The organism is Peribacillus sp. NPDC097197 (genome assembly GCF_050278025.1).
Lineage (GTDB): Bacteria > Bacillota > Bacilli > Bacillales > DSM-1321 > Peribacillus.
Genome location: NZ_JBNNST010000013.1, coordinates 1 through 18,871, shown reverse-complemented (window position 1 = coordinate 18,871; position 18,871 = coordinate 1). Strand labels below are relative to the sequence as shown.

Sequence of the window (18,871 nt, the reverse complement as noted above, 5' to 3'; positions counted from 1 at the left end):
CTTCCTATTCCAATTCTTCTAGCAATTCCTTATATGATTTTTCCTTTGGAGCAAGCTCAACGGCCTTTTGAGCCTGCTCTTTAGCTTCATCCATCAGGTTGAGCTTGGCATACGCCAAAGCGAGATTGTAATGTGCTTCATGTAACTTAGGGTTTTGTTCAATCGCTTTTTCAAAGTAGTGGCGAGCGTCTTCGAATTCCTCATTATCAAAGGATAGGTTCCCAAGGATGAAATGAGATATCGGTGCATCAGAATTATCCTCCACATAGTCCGCCAACATTTCCTCCGCTTTCGCTTCCTCACCATCTTCAATGTAATCCTGTGCCAACATGGCCATTGTTTCATCATCATTTTTCTGATGAGTATAGCCAAATTGCAGCAAAAAGTAAGTCAGTACGGCAGTTCCAACTAAAAAAGCCATCTGACGTAACACCTTTTGCGTCTTCGGTAGGTGGACCACCCCGGCCGCTAGGAAACCACCGATCAAACCACCGATATGTCCTGCATTATCGATTCCCGATACGGTAAAACCATATACCAGGTTAATGACGATGAGAAGAATGACGGTAGAACCCATCGTACGCATAAATAACTTTGGATACACCATCCCAAAATACAACAGGGCCCCAAAACAACCAAAAATAGCTCCGCTGGCTCCTGCTGAAAGGTTTGGAGTCATAATGAAGCTACCTAGAGTTCCTGCAAAACCTGCAAAGATATAGATGAATAGAAACCTAGCATTCCCATATATCCTTTCAACTTCCGCCCCTATCAAGTACAACGAAAATGTATTCATGAGTAAGTGGATAAAACCAATGTGGACAACCATCGGAGTAAAGAACCTCCACCACTCCCCTTGAAGGATGTAAGGCGAGTATTTAGCTCCAAACTCGATTAAAGTCCTGGAATCGGTGCTCCCTCCACTAAACCCCATCAAGATGAATACAGCAACCTGTATCGCTATCAATATATAGGTAAAGAATGGTTTAGCCTGCTGGAATACTTTTTGTTCAGCCTTAGCCTTTTTGACGGAAGCTGAGATGGCTACCTTCTTTAACTCGAGCACTTGCCCTTCATCAATTTCTTCATCCTCCGGTACAGAAATCGAAAGTGGTGTTTTCAGGGTAGCCTCCAAATTTTGTTTGGAAGTCTGAAAAGACTCGCTTGCAAATATAAAGGTGTTCACTTTCGTTTTTTGAAGCATAGCTGGTTGTGCGCTGAATTCAAAATCATCAACAGGAGCAAATTTACTCACATAGATACTTAAAATGCTCATTGGTTTTTTATATAATTTTTTCCTGACTTGTTCGCCGTTTTTCAAGGTCCGGTCTATATCCCTTTTAAGCCAATTTGCCCAATCAAGATCATGACGAATCAATCTTATCACGGGGAAATCCGTGTTTTTTTCGCTTTCTAGCCATATTTCCTCATGATTTTCCGTGACAGTGATCATGCGGTAATCATATTGAACTGACAATAGCCGGACAATCTCCCAAAATAAATACTCCTCTTTATACCCCAAAACATTCCCCACTTTCCAAATCATTTCCTGATGAAATCCTTATATTATCTAATTCAAACTATAGACGAAATGATCAAAAAAGTAAAAAAAAGAAGTGTACCTCCCATAAAAAAAGGAACCCTCTCATTAGGTTCCTTCTACTCACTCATCATTTGGTTTGTGAAAACATACTTTGCATCATTTTATCCCTCAATATCGGCATGTTTAAGGACTTGGTCACTAGATATTTTCTTATCATGCCATTCGATAGGGCTATATTCATCAAACGATACCGATTTTTGAAACCTGCATAAATCACTAAACCAATCAAAAATATTTGTACAATTACTCGTAACATAAAAATCCCTCCTACCATTAGTGTGATACAGGAAAGGATTTTTATGAGTGAAAAATAATAATGGAACCTCTTCTTGCTCTAATGAGCATATGTACGTAAAACTTTCGTGGGAGTAATCAGTTTACCAACGGCGATATCATGCACCTCTATTGGCAAGTCATCCAGTATTTGAACATCGTAGGCAAGCGCTAACGTCTTTCCACTGTAATGAGAAAGGAAACGATCATAATAACCTCCGCCAAATCCTAGACGATATCCTTCATTCGAAAATGCCAAACCCGGGACAACCAAAAGATCCAATTCACGGACGGATGCTTTTTTCGTATCCTCCATTGGTTCAAGAAGACCATAATAAACGGACTCTAACTGATTGAAAGAAGTGATTTTCTTAAAATCCATTGCCTTCTCTTCTGGGTAGCACTTCGGTACGGCAATCGACTTGCCTTCTCTCCATGCTTGTTCAATGATCCTGACCGTTGAAATTTCAGGGTAGATGGAAATGGTAATGCCGATGGTTTTGGCCTGTTTCCACTCGTCAAGTGAAAATAGATTTTCGGCAATCTTATTTGATAGCTCCTCATGCTCTTCATTGCTCATTTCCATTAAATGAGTTCGAATGCGTTGCCTGATTATCTTTTTATTCTCTCTCATCATTTTATACTCCTTTAAGTCTACTACTATCAGTATCTCATAAAATGAACTCATTTACGAAAGCCGAAATAGAAAGTTGTCGAATTTTAGGATTAATGGCTAAAAGGGAAAAAAGCAAAAAAAAAACAACAGGAAAATCCTGTTGCTTACTTTGTTTCGCGGTGAGTTGTGCTGCGTTTTTCTCTTGAGCAGTATTTTTTAAGCTCAAGACGGTCTGGATTGTTACGTTTATTTTTTTTAGAAATATAGTTACGGTCTCCACATTCAGTGCAAGCTAATGTAATATTTACGCGCATGTGTATTTCCCTCCAAACATATTGACTTTTTCACATAGGACTTTTCTATAATAGCATTATTTATTGTGAAATGCTAGTATGTTTTTCGGGAAAAATTAATTTAACTTTTTTTTTCCTAGTTCTCGCCGTTTTTCATGGTTTGAAGAAGATTGTGATTCAGGAGTTTTGCTTCTTCTTTTGTTTCAGCATGTATGGCCCATGCCACTACTTCCACACATTCCTTTGGCAGGATTTCCGTTTCCAGGGTGAACATACTGGTGACCTCCCCTTTGGCAAGTGGTGAGTAAGCAAGGATCCCTTCTTTCAACGATTTAAAACATCCTTCTTGATAGAGACTCCCTTTCCCCTGAATACAGTATTGTGAAATACCTTTCCCCTTTACAACTCCTCCTAATAGGGCAATCGACTGCGTCGCAACATGTAGGATTGCCCGCTCACCCGGACTGTAAAAAGCGACCGCTTGCTTTTCGAAAGCGTTTTCATAATGAAAGAACATCTTTGGATATTTAGGCTCAAAGGACGTATTTCTTATCGTGAACTTTGAAAATGTTATTTTTCCTTGGGTAAACGTTTGTAAAAGCGACCTTATTTCCCCGCCGGGATGACTCATCATATCCTCTTCAGGATACCAATCAAAACTCTCGTCCATCCATAGCCCCGCCTTTAACCCCTTTCGAAATACTTCCCGGTTATCCTGTGGCATATATGCGGATAATGAACTCATAAAAATCATCCCTTTCTCTTTTCGAATTTATATCACACTTAACGATAGGCGCTGACAGTGACACTCAATCTCTCATAATCCTACACACTAATTTTAAGAAAGGCTTTACCTTGTTTAAGAAATAAAACTATTTGATTTTTCAGTTTATTTTATTACATTTATGTTAGCATTGAATTCGCCAATGAACAATAAACACATTTTGTCGAAATTTATTTACTTTAGAAATAAAGGGATTTACATCAAAATTATTATCCATATTTATTTTTTTTTATAAAAACGAGTGCATTTTCGACAAATAGCGAATGAAAATCCGTCAGATTAGGAAAAGAAATGCTATTTTAAAAATATAATAAAAGGAAAATCACCAAATTTTTAATAAATATGTGTAAAATAGATGTAAATGTCGAAAATTTTCTCCCTGAGGTGAAAACATGCAAATCTTAATTATTCTATTATTCTCATTGGCAATCATCCTTCTTATTATTTCTTTTTTCAAACAAGACAAGGTTGCTAAATTAGAAGAAGATCTAGAACAAATGACTATAACCTATATGCAGGATATCTACCAATTGAAGAAAAAGGTGAAGATTCTTGAAGAGGAATTTGTGATCCAGGACGGGCCAGACCACTCTGAGGCAAACCGTCTCAAAGCAACCACTCCTTCAAATGACAGGGAGTCCATTCATAAAATCTTAAAGAGCCAGGTTCTTTCTTTATACAACCAAGGACTTTCACTGGACCAGATCGCCAAACAATCCTCTTTGACGAAAGAACAAACCCTTTCAGTCATTGAAGAATATGGATTGCGGGGAAAAGAAGATGAATAAAGTGACTCTTCAGGCCTTTTCAGCAGGCCTCATTGTTTCCACAACAATCTTTGCTGGTTTTTATTATATGACGGAGCCCAACGAAGAAACTGGACCGACTGTGGAAGAAGCTAAGAAATTGCTGAATGAAAAAGGCTATCTCGTATCCTTGCAGAAAGACGAAAGGCTAAATTCCGAAAAAGAAGAAAAAAGGATCGACAAGGAGGAGAAGAAACAAGAGAAAGAGGTTCCCAAAAAGAATAATCCTGTTGTTTCCTATACCTTAGAAGTGAAAGCCAATATGACTACACTAGAAATAGCAACGAAACTGGAAAAGGAAAAAATCATCGATGACGCTGCACGTTTTGAGTCTTACGTTGAAGATCAGGGCTTCTCCAAGAACATTCAGATTGGCGAATTTGTCGTCACGGATAACATGACCTATCGACAATTGGCCAAGACACTGACACAATAATGATAAAAGAGAGACTTTGAATGGCTGCCGGCCAGGCAAAGTCTCTCTATTAAAACTGCCTATATTCAATCCCTGCGGCTGATATAACGCCCCCTCACAAGGAAGTATATATTTTCGGCAATATTCGTTGTATGATCAGCCGTTCGTTCTAGATAGCGGGCAATGAAGGAAAGTTGAGTCACCTGTTGTAGGTTCTTTTCATCCGACAATCTTAGGAGACTTCGGATCATATCCCCATAGAAACGATCGACCTCATCGTCCATTTCAATGATTTCTCGCGCTAAAGTAATATCTTCCCTCTCAAAGGCATCAATGGAAAGTTCAATCATCTTCAGTGTGATATCATACATCTCTTTCAATGAAGTTATCGGAAGAATGAAAGGCTGATCACCGATTCGTATGGCCGATTTGGCTATATTAACGCCAAAGTCTGCCATTCTCTCCATATCGGATGCAATTTTGATGGCAGCAATAATCCTCCGTAAATCGATGGCAACCGGTTGTTGTTTAGCAATTAGGAGAATGGCGAAGTCGTTAATTTCCTCTTCCAATAAATCTGCTTTCGTATCATCCTCGATGACTCCAAGCGCTTCTTCAAAATCCCTGTTCTCGAGTGCCATAAATGATTTAGTGATTGCGCCTGATGCCAATTCAGCCAACTCAACGATTTTCCCTTGTAATTCTTTTAACTGAAGTTCGAAATTTTCGCGTACAATCATGCATCTGCCCCCTTTTCTCTCATCCAAACCTACCTGTAATATAATCTTCGGTCCTCTTATCATGCGGGTTCGAGAAGATGGTATCGGTGTCGTCATACTCGATGACTTCTCCATTTAGAAAGAAAGCCGTTTTATCAGAGATTCGGGCCGCTTGCTGCATATTATGGGTAACGATTATAATACTAAAATCTTTTTTTAGCTCTTGGATCAATTCTTCAATTTTTAATGTGGAAATCGGATCGAGCGCTGATGTCGGTTCATCCATTAAAATGACATCAGGTTCAATGGCGAGACACCGAGCGATACAAAGTCGCTGTTGTTGCCCACCTGAGAGTCCATATGCATTTTCTTGAAGACGGTCTTTTACTTCATCCCAGATGGCAGCACCTCTTAAACTTTTTTCCACTATTTCGTCCAAAATCTTTTTATTCTTGATGCCATGAAGTTTCGGTCCATATATCACATTCTCATAGATTGATTTAGGGAAAGGGTTCGGTTTTTGAAAAACCATACCCACCTGCGTTCTCAAATCCTCCACTTTATAAGATTGATCCAGGATATTACGGTTCCGGTATTTAATCTGTCCTGTCGTCCTTACGCCTGGAACAAGTTCGATCATCCGGTTCAACGTTTTGATAAAGGTGGATTTCCCACATCCTGACGGACCGATGATTGCGGTCACCTCATTCTCATGCATATCAAGATCAATATTTTTCAATGCATGGTTTTCCCCATACCATAGATTGAGCCCTGCCGTTTTATATACGGGAGCCCTTGAAGAAACAGGCTTTTTTTCATTTTTAATTAGTGGAACCTCTTGTTTCGCTAAGGTCATGTTCATATTATCTTCTCCCCCCATCAGTATCTTTTCTGAAATTTATTTCGGATTACCACAGCAATTGAATTCATGAAAATGAGCAGAATGAGCAACACGATGATTCCTGCTGCAGCCACCTGTTGAAATTCTTCCTGAGGACGCGATGTCCAGTTATAGATTTGCATAGGGAGCACCGTAAACGTATCCATGACTGATTGCGGTAAAAAGGCAATGAATAATGGAATGCCGACCACCACCAATGGAGCGGTTTCTCCGATTGCCCGGGATAAAGCAAGGATCCCACCTGTTAAAATCCCTGGTATCGCTGCTGGCAGGACCACTTTCCAGATGGTCTGCCATTTCGTGGCACCCATTCCATAAGAAGCATCTCTTAATTCACGAGGTACAGCCCTAATGGCTTCCTGTGCCGCTACAATGATGACTGGCAGGACGAGTAGGCTCATCGTTAGTCCTGCTGCCAAAATGGAGCGATCCAAGGCCAAAGCCCTGACGAAAACCGTCAAACCAAGCAATCCGAATACAATGGAGGGAACTCCCGCCAGGTTAGATATATTAACTTTGATGAATGTGGTGATCCAATTCTTTTTCGCATATTCCTCCAAATAGATGGCCGTCCCAACCCCCAACATAAGAGCAACCGGTGCAACGACGGCCATCAGCCATAATGAACCAATGAGAGCAGCCTTTACCCCAGCTTCTTCAGGTTTTCGGGAAGCGAAGTTCTGGAGAAAATCCCCATTCAAGTGACCAATCCCTTGAGTAAATATCCGATAGAATAAGAGGGCTAAGATCAGGAGCCCAAATAAGGTTGCCAAGAAGAATAACCCTTTACAGATTGAGTTAATCGCCAGCCGGACAGGCATTTTCTTTGCTACAAGACCTTTATTTATCAGTTTCATGTTAATATTCCTCCCTGTACCTGCGGGAGATGAACTGCGCCAGCAGATTCATGATTAGCGTAAAAGCGAACAGTGTCATTCCGACCGCATAGATGCTGTAGTATATCGTTGTTCCATACCCAGCATCCCCACTACTGACCTGCACGATATAGGCTGTCATCGTTTGAATCGATGAGGTGACGTCCATGCTCACGCTAGGAGTCGAACCACCTGCCACACTCACGATCATCGTCTCTCCTATTGCTCTCGAGATAGCCAGGACGATGGAAGCCACAATGCCGGATACAGCAGCTGGCAGGACCACCTTTATCGTCGTTTCAAGCTTTGTGGCACCTAGAGCATATGCACCCTCACGGATCGATTTCGGTACCGAGATAAGTGCATCTTCCGATAAAGAGGCTATCATCGGCATGATCATGATTCCTACGACGATCCCAGGGCTTAGCGCATTGAACATTTCCAGGAAGGGGAAGAGATCACGCAAAACCGGTGTAACGAAGGTCAAGGCAAAGAATCCGTAAACGATAGTGGGAATCCCCGCTAACACTTCTAGAATCGGCTTTATCACTCTCCGCGTTTTCTCCGATGCATATTCACTCAAGAAAATGGCAGTGGCAAGTCCTACGGGGACCGCAACTAGCGAGGCTATTACCGCTATCTTCAGTGTACCTACAACAAGTGGCATAATTCCATAAGAAGGAGTGGCGGCAAAAGGTAACCACTTACCATTTGTAAAAAATTCAACTATCGATACCTTCTCAAAAAATATAAACGTCTCAAAAATAAGGGTAAAGACAATTCCAATGGTCGTGAAGACCGATATGGCCGCTGTTAGGAACAGCATGACCGGAATCAGCTTTTCCAGATTGAACCTTTTTTTATTTTTTCTCTCCAGGATCATTCGCTGTACAGAATAGGCTTCTGCTTGTTTCAGTTCCAAAATGCATCCTCCATTTCAAACACGCAATATTTGAATGACCATCCGTTCCCCGCTCTGAATTCAGATGAGGAGACGGAAAGGAGTGACATGATTAAACCGTCTATTCCTTTAGTTCTTTCAATTTATCAAGATCCTTTTTATACTCCTCTTCCGGAAGGCTGATGTACCCTACTTCTTCAGATAGTTCTCCCGCATTTTCAATCATGAATTCCGTATAATCCGCTACTTGTTCCTTCTCTGCTACTGATTTGTTCGCTACATAGGTAAATAAGGGACGAGACAAAGGAGCATAGTCCCCACTTTTAATCGTTTCATGGGTTGGCTCAACGGCCCCATTTCCATTATCGATGGAGATGACCTTTAATTTATCCTTATTCTCTGCATAGTACGCGAATCCAAAGAACCCTATGGCATTCTTATCCCCCTCTACTCCTTGAACCAAGACATTATCATCTTCGGAAAGTGTCGCGTTCTCCACCATCGGTTTTTCCTCGAGTATGACTTCATTGAAATAATCGTATGTGCCTGAGTCTGTACCCGGGGAATAAAACTTAATCTCTTCCTTTGGCCATTCCGGACGTATATCAGACCATTTCTTCACGGTTCCATTATCAACCCATAGTTCTTTTAGTTCCTCGACTGTCATGTGTTCAATAAAATCATTATCTTTGTTGACCACTATCGAGATGCCATCAAACGCTAATTTCAATTCTGTATATTCAATACCTTTTTCATCGATCAATTTACTTTCTTCCTCTTTGACAGGTCGGGACGCATTCGTTAAATCCGTTTCACCGGCAATGAATTTTTTAAATCCCCCGCCCGTTCCTGAAGATCCTACAGAAACTTTCACATCCGGTTGTTCAGCCATATATTCTTCCGCAACTGCCTCTACTATGGGAAATACAGTAGAAGAACCATCCATGATGACTTCCCCTGCCAATGAAGATGAGCTAGAGCCTTCCCCTTTTGCACCGCTTGTTTTAGTCGAATCATCCGCACCACAACCAGCCGCAATGGCTATCACTCCACCCATTACTACAGTCATCGCCATCCCCTTGAAATATCTCATGCGTAAGTCCCCCTAATATTTTTTTATGATTAATTTGTCCTACATACAAATCATACGATTACTCTGTAAACCTCGTATAAAGGAATTGTAAATATTCAGTAAATGATTGTTCACCTAGTGTAAAGATGCTAAGAGAAAAGTGGTTGCACCCTGAACATCCCCATTTGAACATAAAAAAACACGCTTTGGGTTGATCCCAAAAGCGTGTATCTTTTCTTTATTCGTCTTGACTATCTCTTATTTCAGCTTGCTCTTTTTGAATCTCTTTACCGTTCTCAACTTTCAAATCGGTTGATGCATTCGTATCTTTTTTCTCGGTCCGCTCTTTTTTCAGCTTGAAATAAGTATCCATGATTTCCGCACCAATTTCTTTACTCATGGAATGACCTGAATGTCCCTGATATGCCCAAGGAACGACAACAGCAAATGCAACTTCCGGGTTTTCGGCTGGAGCATAACCCACAAGCGTGATATTCATCGTGGCTTGAGGCTCGCTATAATCCAATCTACTCGGACCATCATAGAATGCTTCCGCCGTACCTGTTTTGGCCGCTACTGTATAAGACTTATTTCCAAAGTAAGAATAAGCGGTTCCGCCTACTTCCATCGTTACCTTTTCAAAGCCCTTTTGTACACGGGTAATCCATTCATCCTTCATATCAAGACGATTCAGGACAGTTGGTGAAACTTCTTCGGAAATGGGACCCAATTCATCATTTTCATCAACCGGATCACGTATTTCCTTAACAATGTGGGGTTCCATACGGTTCCCGCCATTGGCAATCGTGGACACATACTGCGCAAGTTGCATAGGAGTGTATGTATCATACTGACCGATAGCAAAATCCAGTAATTTACCCGGAGTTGTTTCGGAACCCTTGAAACCATTCATTTCCATCGGGAGATCGATTCCCGTACGAACCCCTAAACCAAACTGGGCAAACGAATTTCGCATCGTTGAAAATGCACTGGATTTAATGTTTAAAGGCTCATTCGGCACATAATGTGCACCTGCAATATTAATGGCGGTCCTGAACATATAAACGTTGGAAGAGACTTTTAAAGCCGTTAAATCGTTTATGTTCCCGAAATTGCTATAAGATCCTTTTTCCTTTGTACCTTTGATCTTCAACTTTGTATCATAGAAGAATGTTCCGGGCTGAATGGCTCCTTGTTGATAACCAGTCAAAACAGTCGCACCCTTCACAGCAGAACCCATCGTATAAGAAGTCGTGATGTTTCCTAATGCGAAATCATTAATGGACCTTTTTCCCGTCTTTTCATCCTTGTCATATTTTTTACCTGCCATCGTTAAAACTTCTCCCGTTTTCGGATCCATCATCACGACAAACGCTCTATCCAAGAATTTTGTGTTCCCCATCTTTTTCTTGCTGATTAAATGCTTTTCAATGATTTCCTCTGTTGCCAACTGTAAATCCATATCAACCGTCAACACCAGGTCTTTCCCACGCTGTCCTTCAGTAATGACTTCTGAATCCACAACGTTTCCTGATTTATCGGTTACATTCTTCACTTTTGCCTTTTGGCCTTGGAGGACATCTTCATATTGCAACTCAATATAACTTTTACCCACACGGTCATTCCGGCTGTAATCACGTGCTAAATAATAATCAAGGCTTTCGCTAGGCAATCCTTCTTCTGAAGAAGAAACCTTTCCTAGCACAGACTTAAGCGTTTTATTATAGGTATAGAACCTGTCCCAATCGGTTGAAATATCCACACCTGGAAGCGAATCGAGATTTTCACTCACCCTTGCAAACTCTTCCTTGGTTACTTTCTTGTTTTTCACGATTTGTGGAGTCAGTGCATAACCACTGGCGAACTCCCTATAAATGGCCAGGACTTCCATTTCCTTTTTGGAAAGCTCCATTTCTTCTTCTGTAATACGTTCGAGCTGTAGCTTGTACAAATCAGCTTCTTCAAGCTCTCCCTCTTCTACCTTTTTTCTTTCTTTATCCGTAATCTTTTTCTCCGCAAGCTCTGGATTACGCAGGATCCAAAAATCCTTTTTATCACGATCCGTGACCTTATCGGCTTCTTTATCAATCAACTTAGCTAGCTTCTCGGCCGTTTCAACCATTTCTATTTGTTTCGTACCTTGCTTTCTTGTATATGTAATTGCATCCAGCGGCTGATTGTCGACCATCAATTTCAAATTCCGGTCATACATTTTGCCACGAGGCACCGAATTATTCACGGTTACTTCTTCTGTTCTTTCAATCTCGCGTCGGTAATCATCGCCGTATACGATCTGTACGACACCCAAACGCAAAATCAGACCAGAAAACAAAACAAATACTAAAAAGAAAAGAACATTCAATCTGAAAGGTACATGCGTCTTTTTCTTTTTCTTTGTATTTACCACACCAAGCCACACTTCCTTTATCCATAGTCATGATAGTCCTATACTATTCTATAGAACAATTTTGTTTTTTTCTACCTTCATGTTCTAGAAATATTAGACACATAAAGAAAATCTAGCCCAAAAGCACGCTCAAGCCGTTCATTCGCGTTTTTTTACCACCATCTTACAATAAAAAAAGGCCCTCCAAGGCCTTTTTTCATTCTCGATCATAGATATCGATTTTCCTCACAAACCAATAAATGATCAAATGTCCCGCACCAACGATTAACAAATAGAAGGGCAAGCTCTCTTTCAAATCAAAGCTCATGACCATCCAGATAAAACCTACTACAGAAACAATCCTTCCAAGATGAACGAACAGTTCACGGACAACCACGTATTCAATTCGCATTTTAGCTGCATCCTTAGCCCTTCCTATGATGTCATAGGTCAAAGAAATATATGGAACAAGCAACAGCGGATATGCTCCTGCAACGATGGCCCCATAAACGAGAAGCTTACCGAATGTCACATCGAAAGCGATGAGCCAGACTCCCATATAAAGAAAGATGCCTCCGATAAGGATTGCTTTCTTCCGCATGGGTTGTTTTATGTACCGCGAAACAAAAAAATAAGCAATGAAGGACACCGCTGAATTCAATAGTCCATAGCTCCCTATAGCCAGTTCACTTCCCGTTTGTACAAAGATGGTGATGGATATGATGAACATGAACGTTCCTTCCCGAAGCCCCTGAAAAAAATGGGCACGGGTGATCATACGCCAGTTCTTATCATTTTTTCTTTCTTTCCATACTCTCATAAAAAAGTATTTTCCGTGAGCAGGGCGTCTATTCAAGGAAAAGCTCAGAAAAACGGCAATGGTAAACAGTAATAATGATAAACCAAAAATGATTGTATACCCCGTGAACTTTTCGAGCCTTGATATAATAAACCCTGAAAGGATAGGACCAATCATGCCCCCAAAGGAATGTAGAGCCCCTAAAACACCGTTGAAGAAGTCTCTCGTATCCGGTTCAGTAATTTCAAAAGTCAAAACATTAAACGCTAGCCAATAAAACCCATAGCCAATCCCTAGCAAGGCCCCCAATAGAAAAAGAAAATCCGTGGCCCTCGTTCCTACCAAAAGGACTGTCAAATAAAACAAAGCCATGAAACTTACGCCTAACCTTAAAACGATAATTCGGTCGACCTTTTTGGCTAACCGTCCGGCAAATACAAAAGTAATTGGTTGGAAAAGAACCACACTTAAATTGTAAACGGCAATATCAATAATTTGACCGGATTGTTTCCACAGATACACATTAACAAATGTATTGGATAAAGCGACACTCAGGCTATATAATCCGCCAATCAGCAAGAGAAGCTGCAAATCCTTCTTCGCTCCCGCCTCTCCCTTCCATTTTACTAAAATACCCATTGTTTTAACTCCCCTTCAAATTCCACTCTAGTGTTTGAAAAAACAATGGCATTTATGTGAGAAAGGGAAAGAAAACTGATGAATCGGCGTTCCCAATCAGGCCTATCCCTTTAGATTATCCAAGAGGAATAAGTAAGTTGTAAACGATTAGTTCCCATAAAACAAATAAGGCGGAAATCCCCGAAAGGATTTCCGCCTTATTATTAGTGCGTATAATTATTTAGCTGCGCTGTAACGTTTTGCAACTTCATCCCAGTTAACAACATTCCAGAAAGAATTGATGTATTCAGGACGACGGTTTTGGTAGTTCAGGTAATAAGCATGTTCCCAAACATCTAATCCAAGAAGTGGAGTCTTTCCTTCAGATAATGGGTTGTCTTGGTTTGGTGTGCTAGTAACTTCTAATTCACCGTTGTTAACGGCAAGCCATGCCCAACCAGAACCGAAACGAGTAGTTGCCGCTTTAGCGAACTCCTCTTTAAAGCTGTCAAAGCTTCCAAATTTAGAAGTGATAGCGTCTGCTAATTCACCAGTTGGTTGTCCGCCACCGTTTGGTGAAAGGATTTCCCAGAATAATGAGTGGTTAGCATGTCCGCCACCGTTATTGCGTACAGCTGTACGTACAGCTTCTGGTACTGCGTCTAGGTTAGCAACGATTTCTTCAACGCTTTTGCTTTGAAGCTCTTCGTTTCCTTCTAGCGCCTTGTTTAAGTTTGTCACATACGTATTGTGATGTTTAGTGTGGTGAATGTTCATTGTTTCTTTGTCAATGTGTGGTTCTAACGCATCGTATGCGTAAGGTAATTGTGGAAGTTCGAAAGCCATAATAAAATTCCTCCCTATGTAAGCTGTTTTTTGGGGCTCTAGTCATCTTCAGATTCCTAAAGCTCGTTAGCATTAGATTACCAAATTTTCTTATCCGTTTCAAATCTTATGCCTATATTTATTTTCATTTTATAGTTCTTTAGGCGAAGATCACGAATAAAAAGTACCCAATCATCAAAAGTTGGATGATTCCTTTAGTGAAAATGCTGCTTATGAAGCCTACCACGGAACCAAGGCCGATTTTTGATGCCGTAACCACATCTTTTTTATGGAAAAGGATCTCGGCCAGGAATGCTCCAATGAAGGGCCCAATCAATATTCCCACAAATGGAATCACAAAAGGACCGACAATGAGCCCGATTGTACTGCCCCAAACACCCGCCTTAGTCCCTCCGTATTTTTTGATGCCGACCATATTCGCAATATAGTCCGCAGAAAATAAAAGAACGACAAACAAAACTTGGACCGTCCAGAAAAACCAACCAAAAGGCTCAAAGGAATAAAAAAGTCCATATAACAAAATCCCTGCGAATATGAATAATACGCTTGGGATGATGGGAAAAATCAAACCGACAAAACCGATGATGAACATCAGGATAATGATGATCCAAAATAGCGTATCCACAAATAAAACATCCCTTCTATTTTATACACCTTACCTCTTCATATTTGCCCGTTTATATGCGGTTGAAACCATTGAATGCTGATACAGGTTGTTTTATTCCATAACTCTAGTTAAAATTGAGGGGAATATCATAAGATAGGTGCTGAAATCATGAACATATTCAAACAACTATGGGTGAGCCTCTATTCACCGAAAGATATCGGTTCCTTTCAAAACCAGGGAATTGGTAAGACAATTTTATATGTATTTTTCTTGAGCCTCATATTCTTCCTTCCTTCCGCATTTTACTTAGGTACAATGATTACGAATGGAATAAACGCGATTTCAGAAACTGTCTCGGAGGAAATGCCTGATTTTGAAATTAAAAATGGAACGCTAACCTCTGCTGACAAAGAGCCATTCGTCTTGAAAAAAGACAACTACCAAATATTCGTGGATGGCACTGGTTCCTTAACTCCAAAAGATGTTTCCGAAAAAACGGATGAAGCAGTGGCCCTTTTAAAATCCGAACTTGTATTTGTATCGAATGGCAATATACAAACTTCTCCTTATTCACTCTTAGAAGGAAATAATGAAGATTTATACAAATGGATCCATTCCGTGGAATCCGTCCTACCGATCATCCTGCCGTTGCTTCTCCTGACTTTATATTTATTCACGGCTGCTGGAACATTCTTGAAAGTGACCATTCTTGCTGCATTCGGGACGATATTCCGGAGCACCATGGGGCGTTCAATATCGTATAGACACCTATGGAGGATTGCCGCATATAGCATCACGCTGTCCACTATTTTCTTCACAATCATGGACGCCTTTCAAGCAGAAGTCCCCTTCGCTTCCTTCATTAGCTGGTTCGTGTCGTTAATTATGCTTCACTTATCCATTAAAGAAACGAATGATAATCCTGAAGAAATAGGATCATAAGAATAAATCAAAACCAGACTTGCTCTTGCCTGTCTGGTTTTTTGTACAGGGCGTTATTCCATATGACACCCCTGCTCCCTAACCATATGTGACTGTAGTCATCATTTTTCCCGTTCACCTAAAATCGACAAACTATTCCCGAACATATGCCTATAATAAGAGTTTAATCAGTATGTAAGGGGTGAAATGGCATGACCAAAGGGATTTTTGAATGAACTTCAAAAAGGACTGCCCAAACAAACTCTATTTAAAAGACACTCAGGAAAACCTGCCCAATTTCAGGCATAATACACCATCCTCCCAAATATATATGTATGAAAGACCATATTGGGGGATGAAATAATGAAAAGGTTACTGATGTTTTTCTCAATTTGTTTCATTCTATTTATCATTTATTTCGACATGACTACAGGAACTTTACCCACCTCCCCATCGTCAGCAACTTCAGTTCAGCCATCCAAGCCCGTAAGTAAACCTTCGGCCCCTTCAATCGCATATAAAGAAGTCCTCATCAAACCTGGAGATACCTTACTCTCCATCATGGAAAATGAAAGGGGAGCATCAAACAAGCCAATTGAAGAAGTCATATCAGATTTCCAAAGTTTGAATGAAGGGTTAAAACCTGAAAATATGCAGATTGGTAAAACGTACAAAGTACCCACATACTAATAAACCGTAATGATATATCTATCTTATCCGATGCTGGGATTGATGTCTTCTAGAAATAGCCGAACTTCAATCGAGAAAATCTCGACTGAAAAGAGTATACTTACTTCATAATAAAAAAGTAATGCGTCCTATTCCTTGTCAAGCGGTATGGACATTGATACAATATTTTAGTGAACTAAATGAAAAATCAAAATTGATTTTTTCCTAAAGGAGAGAATTCCACTTGAGTGAAATCATACATCGTACTAAAACGCGGCCAATTAAAGTTGGAAACTTAACAATCGGCGGCAATAACGAAGTAATCATCCAAAGCATGACAACAACTAAAACACATGATGTTGAAGCAACCGTTGCAGAAATCCTTCGTCTTGAAGAAGCAGGTTGTCAAATTGTACGTGTGGCCTGCCCGGATGAAAGAGCGGCTGATGCCATCCCTGAAATTAAAAAACGCATCCATATTCCACTTGTGGTCGATATCCATTTTGACTATAAGCTAGCCTTGAAAGCGATCGAAGGCGGAGCGGACAAAATACGGATTAACCCTGGGAATATCGGACGCCGAGAAAAAGTGGAAGCAGTAGTAACAGCTGCCAAAGCTAAAGGCATTCCGATTCGTATCGGTGTCAATGCAGGTTCTCTTGAAAAGAAAATCCTCGACAAATATGGCTATCCAACAGCAGATGGAATGGTCGAAAGTGCATTGCACCACATCAAGATCCTGGAAGATCTTGATTTCCATGACATCATCGTGTCAATGAAGGCATCCGATGTTACTTTGGCAGTCGAAGCTTATGAAAAAGCTTCAAGAGCTTTTGATTATCCATTACATCTGGGAATTACTGAGTCGGGCACCCTCTTCTCCGGTACGGTTAAAAGTGCGGCTGGACTCGGCGCCATCCTTAGCCAGGGTATAGGTAGCACACTCCGCGTATCGTTGAGCGCAGACCCTGTAGAAGAAGTGAAAGTAGCAAGGGAGCTCCTTAAAGTATTCGGGCTTGCTTCTAATATGGCCACACTAATCTCTTGCCCTACTTGTGGACGAATTGAAATCGACCTTATCTCCATCGCAAATGAGGTCGAGGAGTATATCCAGACGATTAAAGCACCAATCAAGGTATCTGTCCTAGGTTGTGCAGTGAATGGTCCTGGTGAAGCACGTGAGGCTGATATAGGCATTGCCGGAGCACGAGGCGAAGGTTTGCTGTTCAGAAAAGGAAAAATCGTCCGTAAAGTACCTGAAGAAACCATGGTTGAAGAATTAAAAATAGAAATCGACAAAATCGCCGAAGAGTATTATGCAAAGCAAAGAGCTGAAGCAGAAGAAGCGGCTAATGCAGTCATTAAATAGTAAAAAAGCCCTGATTCTAATCAGGGCTTTTTTGTTTCCACAAAAAAGCTGTCTCCGCTACAAACGGAAACAGCAAAAACATGCTCCTTAAAAGAACGGCAGGATGAATATGCCCACAATGATGGAAACTGCACTTATACCTATAGCCCATGAGCCCATGCTCGATCCCCTTTTACGGGCTGAAAAACCAATAATGATCCCAAGGATCCCCAATATAAAGGGCATCATGAACAACGAGAGAATGGAAATGATTAACGCAATGGCCCCTATACCTGTTCCACCCGATGCTTTACCAGAAGCATCCGACCGTCCATTCATTTTACTTTTATTAGGAATGGTGGAAATCTCGGCAGAAGTTTCTTCCTGATAACGACTATCCTGGACTGAAGTATCGTTTCTTTTTTGATAAGCCCTTTGCTCTACCGCATTTTCTTCTGTATAGTACCGCTCATGATGTTCATCATCCACGACAACCACTGGATCTTTTCCCGCTTCAGTTGAATGATCCTTGTCAATAATGGAGTATTGATCTTCTTCCATTGATCCATCACTCACTTTCGTTTTTAGGAGCATTTATAGTATATGTATAATAGCGAATAACCCTCATGATAAAGGTTGCATGTCTTGGTTTAAATATGTATTGTTTCCAATGGCTTGTTTGAATATGATACACTAAAATAACTGTTGCTGAAAATGAGGAGAGAGTCATCATGAAAAAAAGATTTGGTATCGATATTGACGGGACCATAACAAGACCCGATACCCTAGTTCCCTATTTAAATAAAGCTTTTCAATTAAATTTAGCTTATGAAGACATTAATGAATATGATTTATTCCCTTACGTCAATGTACCCAAAGAAGACTTCACAAAATGGTTCATCGAAACCGAACCGACCATTTATTCGGAATCCTTAATGGCTGAAGGGGCAAAGGACATTCTCGAGGACTGGATGAAGCACGCTGATTTATATTTCATCAGTGCCAGGAGTGACCGCCTTCTTGATGTAACAAAAGACTGGTTTACGAAGAACCAGGTCCAATACAGTCATCTGGAGTTAGTCGGTTCCCATGATAAAGTCGCCACAGCCAAAAAATACGCCGTGGATCTCTTTCTAGAGGACAAGTATGACAATGCGGTCGCCATTTCTGAAGAATGTAATATCCCTGTCCTTTTATTCAATACACCATATAATCAAGGACCGGTACCAGAAAGGGTTTTCAGGGTGGATAACTGGATGGAAGCTTCTCAGTGGGTCAACCATTGGCTCCCCGATAAGCCGTTAAGCTTAAAATAGGATCGTAAAAAAAGGGGCTGTCTAATAAGTCCCTAAAATAAAACAGGTGGAGAAAAACGAGTTGTTTTTCTCCACCTGTTTTTCTATTTCTATAATAATTTAC

The 18,871-nt window shown here is 40.7% G+C and carries 21 protein-coding genes; 6 read left to right on the top strand and 15 right to left on the bottom strand.

The genetic code is table 11. The features are described 5' to 3' along the window. Positions 1–4 precede the first annotated feature (4 nt). From ACQKL6_RS16075 to ACQKL6_RS16055, 5 genes are all read right to left on the bottom strand, one after another. The gene (locus ACQKL6_RS16075; protein WP_402869505.1) at positions 5–1,546 is read right to left on the bottom strand and encodes a rhomboid family intramembrane serine protease; all 1,542 of its coding nucleotides are present in this window, start codon (positions 1,544–1,546) and stop codon (positions 5–7) included. Positions 1,547–1,670: 124 nt separating this feature from the next. Beyond that, on the bottom strand, positions 1,671–1,859 hold the full coding sequence (locus tag ACQKL6_RS16070; protein ID WP_402869507.1) for a hypothetical protein: 189 nt from the start codon (positions 1,857–1,859) through the stop codon (positions 1,671–1,673). Positions 1,860–1,937: 78 nt separating this feature from the next. Further along, positions 1,938–2,510, bottom strand: a complete 573-nt coding sequence (locus tag ACQKL6_RS16065; RefSeq protein ID WP_402869509.1) for a 5-formyltetrahydrofolate cyclo-ligase — start codon at positions 2,508–2,510, stop codon at positions 1,938–1,940. Positions 2,511–2,656: 146 nt separating this feature from the next. Next, positions 2,657–2,806, bottom strand: a complete 150-nt coding sequence (gene rpmG / locus ACQKL6_RS16060; protein ID WP_028391797.1) for a 50S ribosomal protein L33 — start codon at positions 2,804–2,806, stop codon at positions 2,657–2,659. A gap of 115 nt (positions 2,807–2,921) precedes the next feature. Continuing rightward, the gene (locus ACQKL6_RS16055) at positions 2,922–3,530 is read right to left on the bottom strand and encodes a hypothetical protein (RefSeq protein WP_402869511.1); all 609 of its coding nucleotides are present in this window, start codon (positions 3,528–3,530) and stop codon (positions 2,922–2,924) included. A gap of 431 nt (positions 3,531–3,961) precedes the next feature. On the opposite strand from ACQKL6_RS16055, the gene ACQKL6_RS16050 reads away from it, so the two are divergent. Both ACQKL6_RS16050 and ACQKL6_RS16045 read left to right on the top strand, forming a co-directional pair. Beyond that, positions 3,962–4,357, top strand: a complete 396-nt coding sequence (locus ACQKL6_RS16050) for a hypothetical protein (protein WP_402956525.1) — start codon at positions 3,962–3,964, stop codon at positions 4,355–4,357. Then, a complete protein-coding gene (locus ACQKL6_RS16045) occupies positions 4,350–4,811 on the top strand; it encodes a hypothetical protein (protein WP_402869515.1) in 462 nt (153 codons plus the stop codon). Before ACQKL6_RS16050 ends, ACQKL6_RS16045 begins: the two co-directional genes overlap by 8 nt. 65 nt (positions 4,812–4,876) lie before the next feature. Here the strand turns inward: ACQKL6_RS16045 and phoU are convergent, their stop codons facing one another. The 9 genes from phoU to ACQKL6_RS16000 form a co-directional block, all read right to left on the bottom strand. Continuing rightward, positions 4,877–5,530, bottom strand: a complete 654-nt coding sequence (gene phoU, locus ACQKL6_RS16040; RefSeq protein WP_402869517.1) for a phosphate signaling complex protein PhoU — start codon at positions 5,528–5,530, stop codon at positions 4,877–4,879. A gap of 19 nt (positions 5,531–5,549) precedes the next feature. Beyond that, on the bottom strand, positions 5,550–6,365 hold the full coding sequence (gene pstB, locus ACQKL6_RS16035) for a phosphate ABC transporter ATP-binding protein PstB (RefSeq protein WP_402956959.1): 816 nt from the start codon (positions 6,363–6,365) through the stop codon (positions 5,550–5,552). 23 nt (positions 6,366–6,388) lie between these two features. Next, positions 6,389–7,267, bottom strand: coding sequence for a phosphate ABC transporter permease PstA (gene pstA, locus ACQKL6_RS16030; protein WP_407408277.1), 879 nt, complete (start codon positions 7,265–7,267; stop codon positions 6,389–6,391). Between the two features lies 1 nt (position 7,268). Next, the gene (gene pstC, locus ACQKL6_RS16025) at positions 7,269–8,168 is read right to left on the bottom strand and encodes a phosphate ABC transporter permease subunit PstC (protein ID WP_402869889.1); all 900 of its coding nucleotides are present in this window, start codon (positions 8,166–8,168) and stop codon (positions 7,269–7,271) included. Positions 8,169–8,307: 139 nt separating this feature from the next. Beyond that, positions 8,308–9,279: a PstS family phosphate ABC transporter substrate-binding protein gene (locus tag ACQKL6_RS16020; RefSeq protein ID WP_402956519.1), complete on the bottom strand. Its 972-nt coding sequence runs from the start codon at positions 9,277–9,279 to the stop codon at positions 8,308–8,310. A 217-nt stretch (positions 9,280–9,496) separates the two neighbouring features. Continuing rightward, entirely contained in the window at positions 9,497–11,665 is a 2,169-nt protein-coding gene (locus ACQKL6_RS16015) for a peptidoglycan D,D-transpeptidase FtsI family protein (RefSeq protein ID WP_427651467.1), read from the bottom strand. A gap of 196 nt (positions 11,666–11,861) precedes the next feature. Beyond that, positions 11,862–13,082, bottom strand: a complete 1,221-nt coding sequence (locus ACQKL6_RS16010; protein WP_402869525.1) for an MFS transporter — start codon at positions 13,080–13,082, stop codon at positions 11,862–11,864. A gap of 216 nt (positions 13,083–13,298) precedes the next feature. Next, positions 13,299–13,907: a superoxide dismutase SodA gene (gene sodA, locus ACQKL6_RS16005; RefSeq protein ID WP_402869526.1), complete on the bottom strand. Its 609-nt coding sequence runs from the start codon at positions 13,905–13,907 to the stop codon at positions 13,299–13,301. A gap of 139 nt (positions 13,908–14,046) precedes the next feature. Continuing rightward, positions 14,047–14,532, bottom strand: a complete 486-nt coding sequence (locus ACQKL6_RS16000) for a DUF456 domain-containing protein (RefSeq protein WP_402869528.1) — start codon at positions 14,530–14,532, stop codon at positions 14,047–14,049. Positions 14,533–14,682: 150 nt separating this feature from the next. Between ACQKL6_RS16000 and ACQKL6_RS15995 the strand changes: the two genes are divergently transcribed. The 3 genes from ACQKL6_RS15995 to ispG all read left to right on the top strand — a co-directional run bounded on the left by ACQKL6_RS15995 (position 14,683) and on the right by ispG (position 17,473). Next, positions 14,683–15,456 (top strand): DUF1189 domain-containing protein, encoded by a 774-nt coding sequence (locus ACQKL6_RS15995; RefSeq protein WP_402869530.1) that lies wholly within the window; start codon positions 14,683–14,685, stop codon positions 15,454–15,456. 342 nt (positions 15,457–15,798) lie between these two features. Beyond that, on the top strand, positions 15,799–16,125 hold the full coding sequence (locus ACQKL6_RS15990) for a hypothetical protein (RefSeq protein WP_402869532.1): 327 nt from the start codon (positions 15,799–15,801) through the stop codon (positions 16,123–16,125). Positions 16,126–16,357: 232 nt separating this feature from the next. Continuing rightward, a complete protein-coding gene (gene ispG, locus ACQKL6_RS15985) occupies positions 16,358–17,473 on the top strand; it encodes a flavodoxin-dependent (E)-4-hydroxy-3-methylbut-2-enyl-diphosphate synthase (protein ID WP_402869891.1) in 1,116 nt (371 codons plus the stop codon). Positions 17,474–17,560: 87 nt separating this feature from the next. On the opposite strand, the gene ACQKL6_RS15980 is transcribed toward ispG, so the two are convergent. Further along, positions 17,561–18,046: a DUF4190 domain-containing protein gene (locus ACQKL6_RS15980; protein WP_427651465.1), complete on the bottom strand. Its 486-nt coding sequence runs from the start codon at positions 18,044–18,046 to the stop codon at positions 17,561–17,563. A 137-nt stretch (positions 18,047–18,183) separates the two neighbouring features. Here ACQKL6_RS15980 and ACQKL6_RS15975 point away from each other — a divergent pair, with 137 nt between their 5' ends. Continuing rightward, entirely contained in the window at positions 18,184–18,768 is a 585-nt protein-coding gene (locus ACQKL6_RS15975; RefSeq protein ID WP_402958436.1) for a hypothetical protein, read from the top strand. The last annotated feature ends 103 nt before the right edge of the window (positions 18,769–18,871 follow it).

Coding starts and splice junctions, on each gene's coding strand:
- ACQKL6_RS16075 (WP_402869505.1), bottom strand. CDS start 1,546: ATGATTTGGAAAGTGGGGAATGTTTTGGGGTATAAAGAGGAGTATTTA.
- ACQKL6_RS16070 (WP_402869507.1), bottom strand. CDS start 1,859: ATGTTACGAGTAATTGTACAAATATTTTTGATTGGTTTAGTGATTTAT.
- ACQKL6_RS16065 (WP_402869509.1), bottom strand. CDS start 2,510: ATGAGAGAGAATAAAAAGATAATCAGGCAACGCATTCGAACTCATTTA.
- rpmG (WP_028391797.1), bottom strand. CDS start 2,806: ATGCGCGTAAATATTACATTAGCTTGCACTGAATGTGGAGACCGTAAC.
- ACQKL6_RS16055 (WP_402869511.1), bottom strand. CDS start 3,530: ATGAGTTCATTATCCGCATATATGCCACAGGATAACCGGGAAGTATTT.
- ACQKL6_RS16050 (WP_402956525.1), top strand. CDS start 3,962: ATGCAAATCTTAATTATTCTATTATTCTCATTGGCAATCATCCTTCTT.
- ACQKL6_RS16045 (WP_402869515.1), top strand. CDS start 4,350: ATGAATAAAGTGACTCTTCAGGCCTTTTCAGCAGGCCTCATTGTTTCC.
- phoU (WP_402869517.1), bottom strand. CDS start 5,530: ATGATTGTACGCGAAAATTTCGAACTTCAGTTAAAAGAATTACAAGGG.
- pstB (WP_402956959.1), bottom strand. CDS start 6,365: ATGACCTTAGCGAAACAAGAGGTTCCACTAATTAAAAATGAAAAAAAG.
- pstA (WP_407408277.1), bottom strand. CDS start 7,267: ATGAAACTGATAAATAAAGGTCTTGTAGCAAAGAAAATGCCTGTCCGG.
- pstC (WP_402869889.1), bottom strand. CDS start 8,168: ATGATCCTGGAGAGAAAAAATAAAAAAAGGTTCAATCTGGAAAAGCTG.
- ACQKL6_RS16020 (WP_402956519.1), bottom strand. CDS start 9,279: ATGAGATATTTCAAGGGGATGGCGATGACTGTAGTAATGGGTGGAGTG.
- ACQKL6_RS16010 (WP_402869525.1), bottom strand. CDS start 13,082: ATGGGTATTTTAGTAAAATGGAAGGGAGAGGCGGGAGCGAAGAAGGAT.
- sodA (WP_402869526.1), bottom strand. CDS start 13,907: ATGGCTTTCGAACTTCCACAATTACCTTACGCATACGATGCGTTAGAA.
- ACQKL6_RS15995 (WP_402869530.1), top strand. CDS start 14,683: ATGAACATATTCAAACAACTATGGGTGAGCCTCTATTCACCGAAAGAT.
- ACQKL6_RS15990 (WP_402869532.1), top strand. CDS start 15,799: ATGAAAAGGTTACTGATGTTTTTCTCAATTTGTTTCATTCTATTTATC.
- ACQKL6_RS15980 (WP_427651465.1), bottom strand. CDS start 18,046: ATGCTCCTAAAAACGAAAGTGAGTGATGGATCAATGGAAGAAGATCAA.
- ACQKL6_RS15975 (WP_402958436.1), top strand. CDS start 18,184: ATGAAAAAAAGATTTGGTATCGATATTGACGGGACCATAACAAGACCC.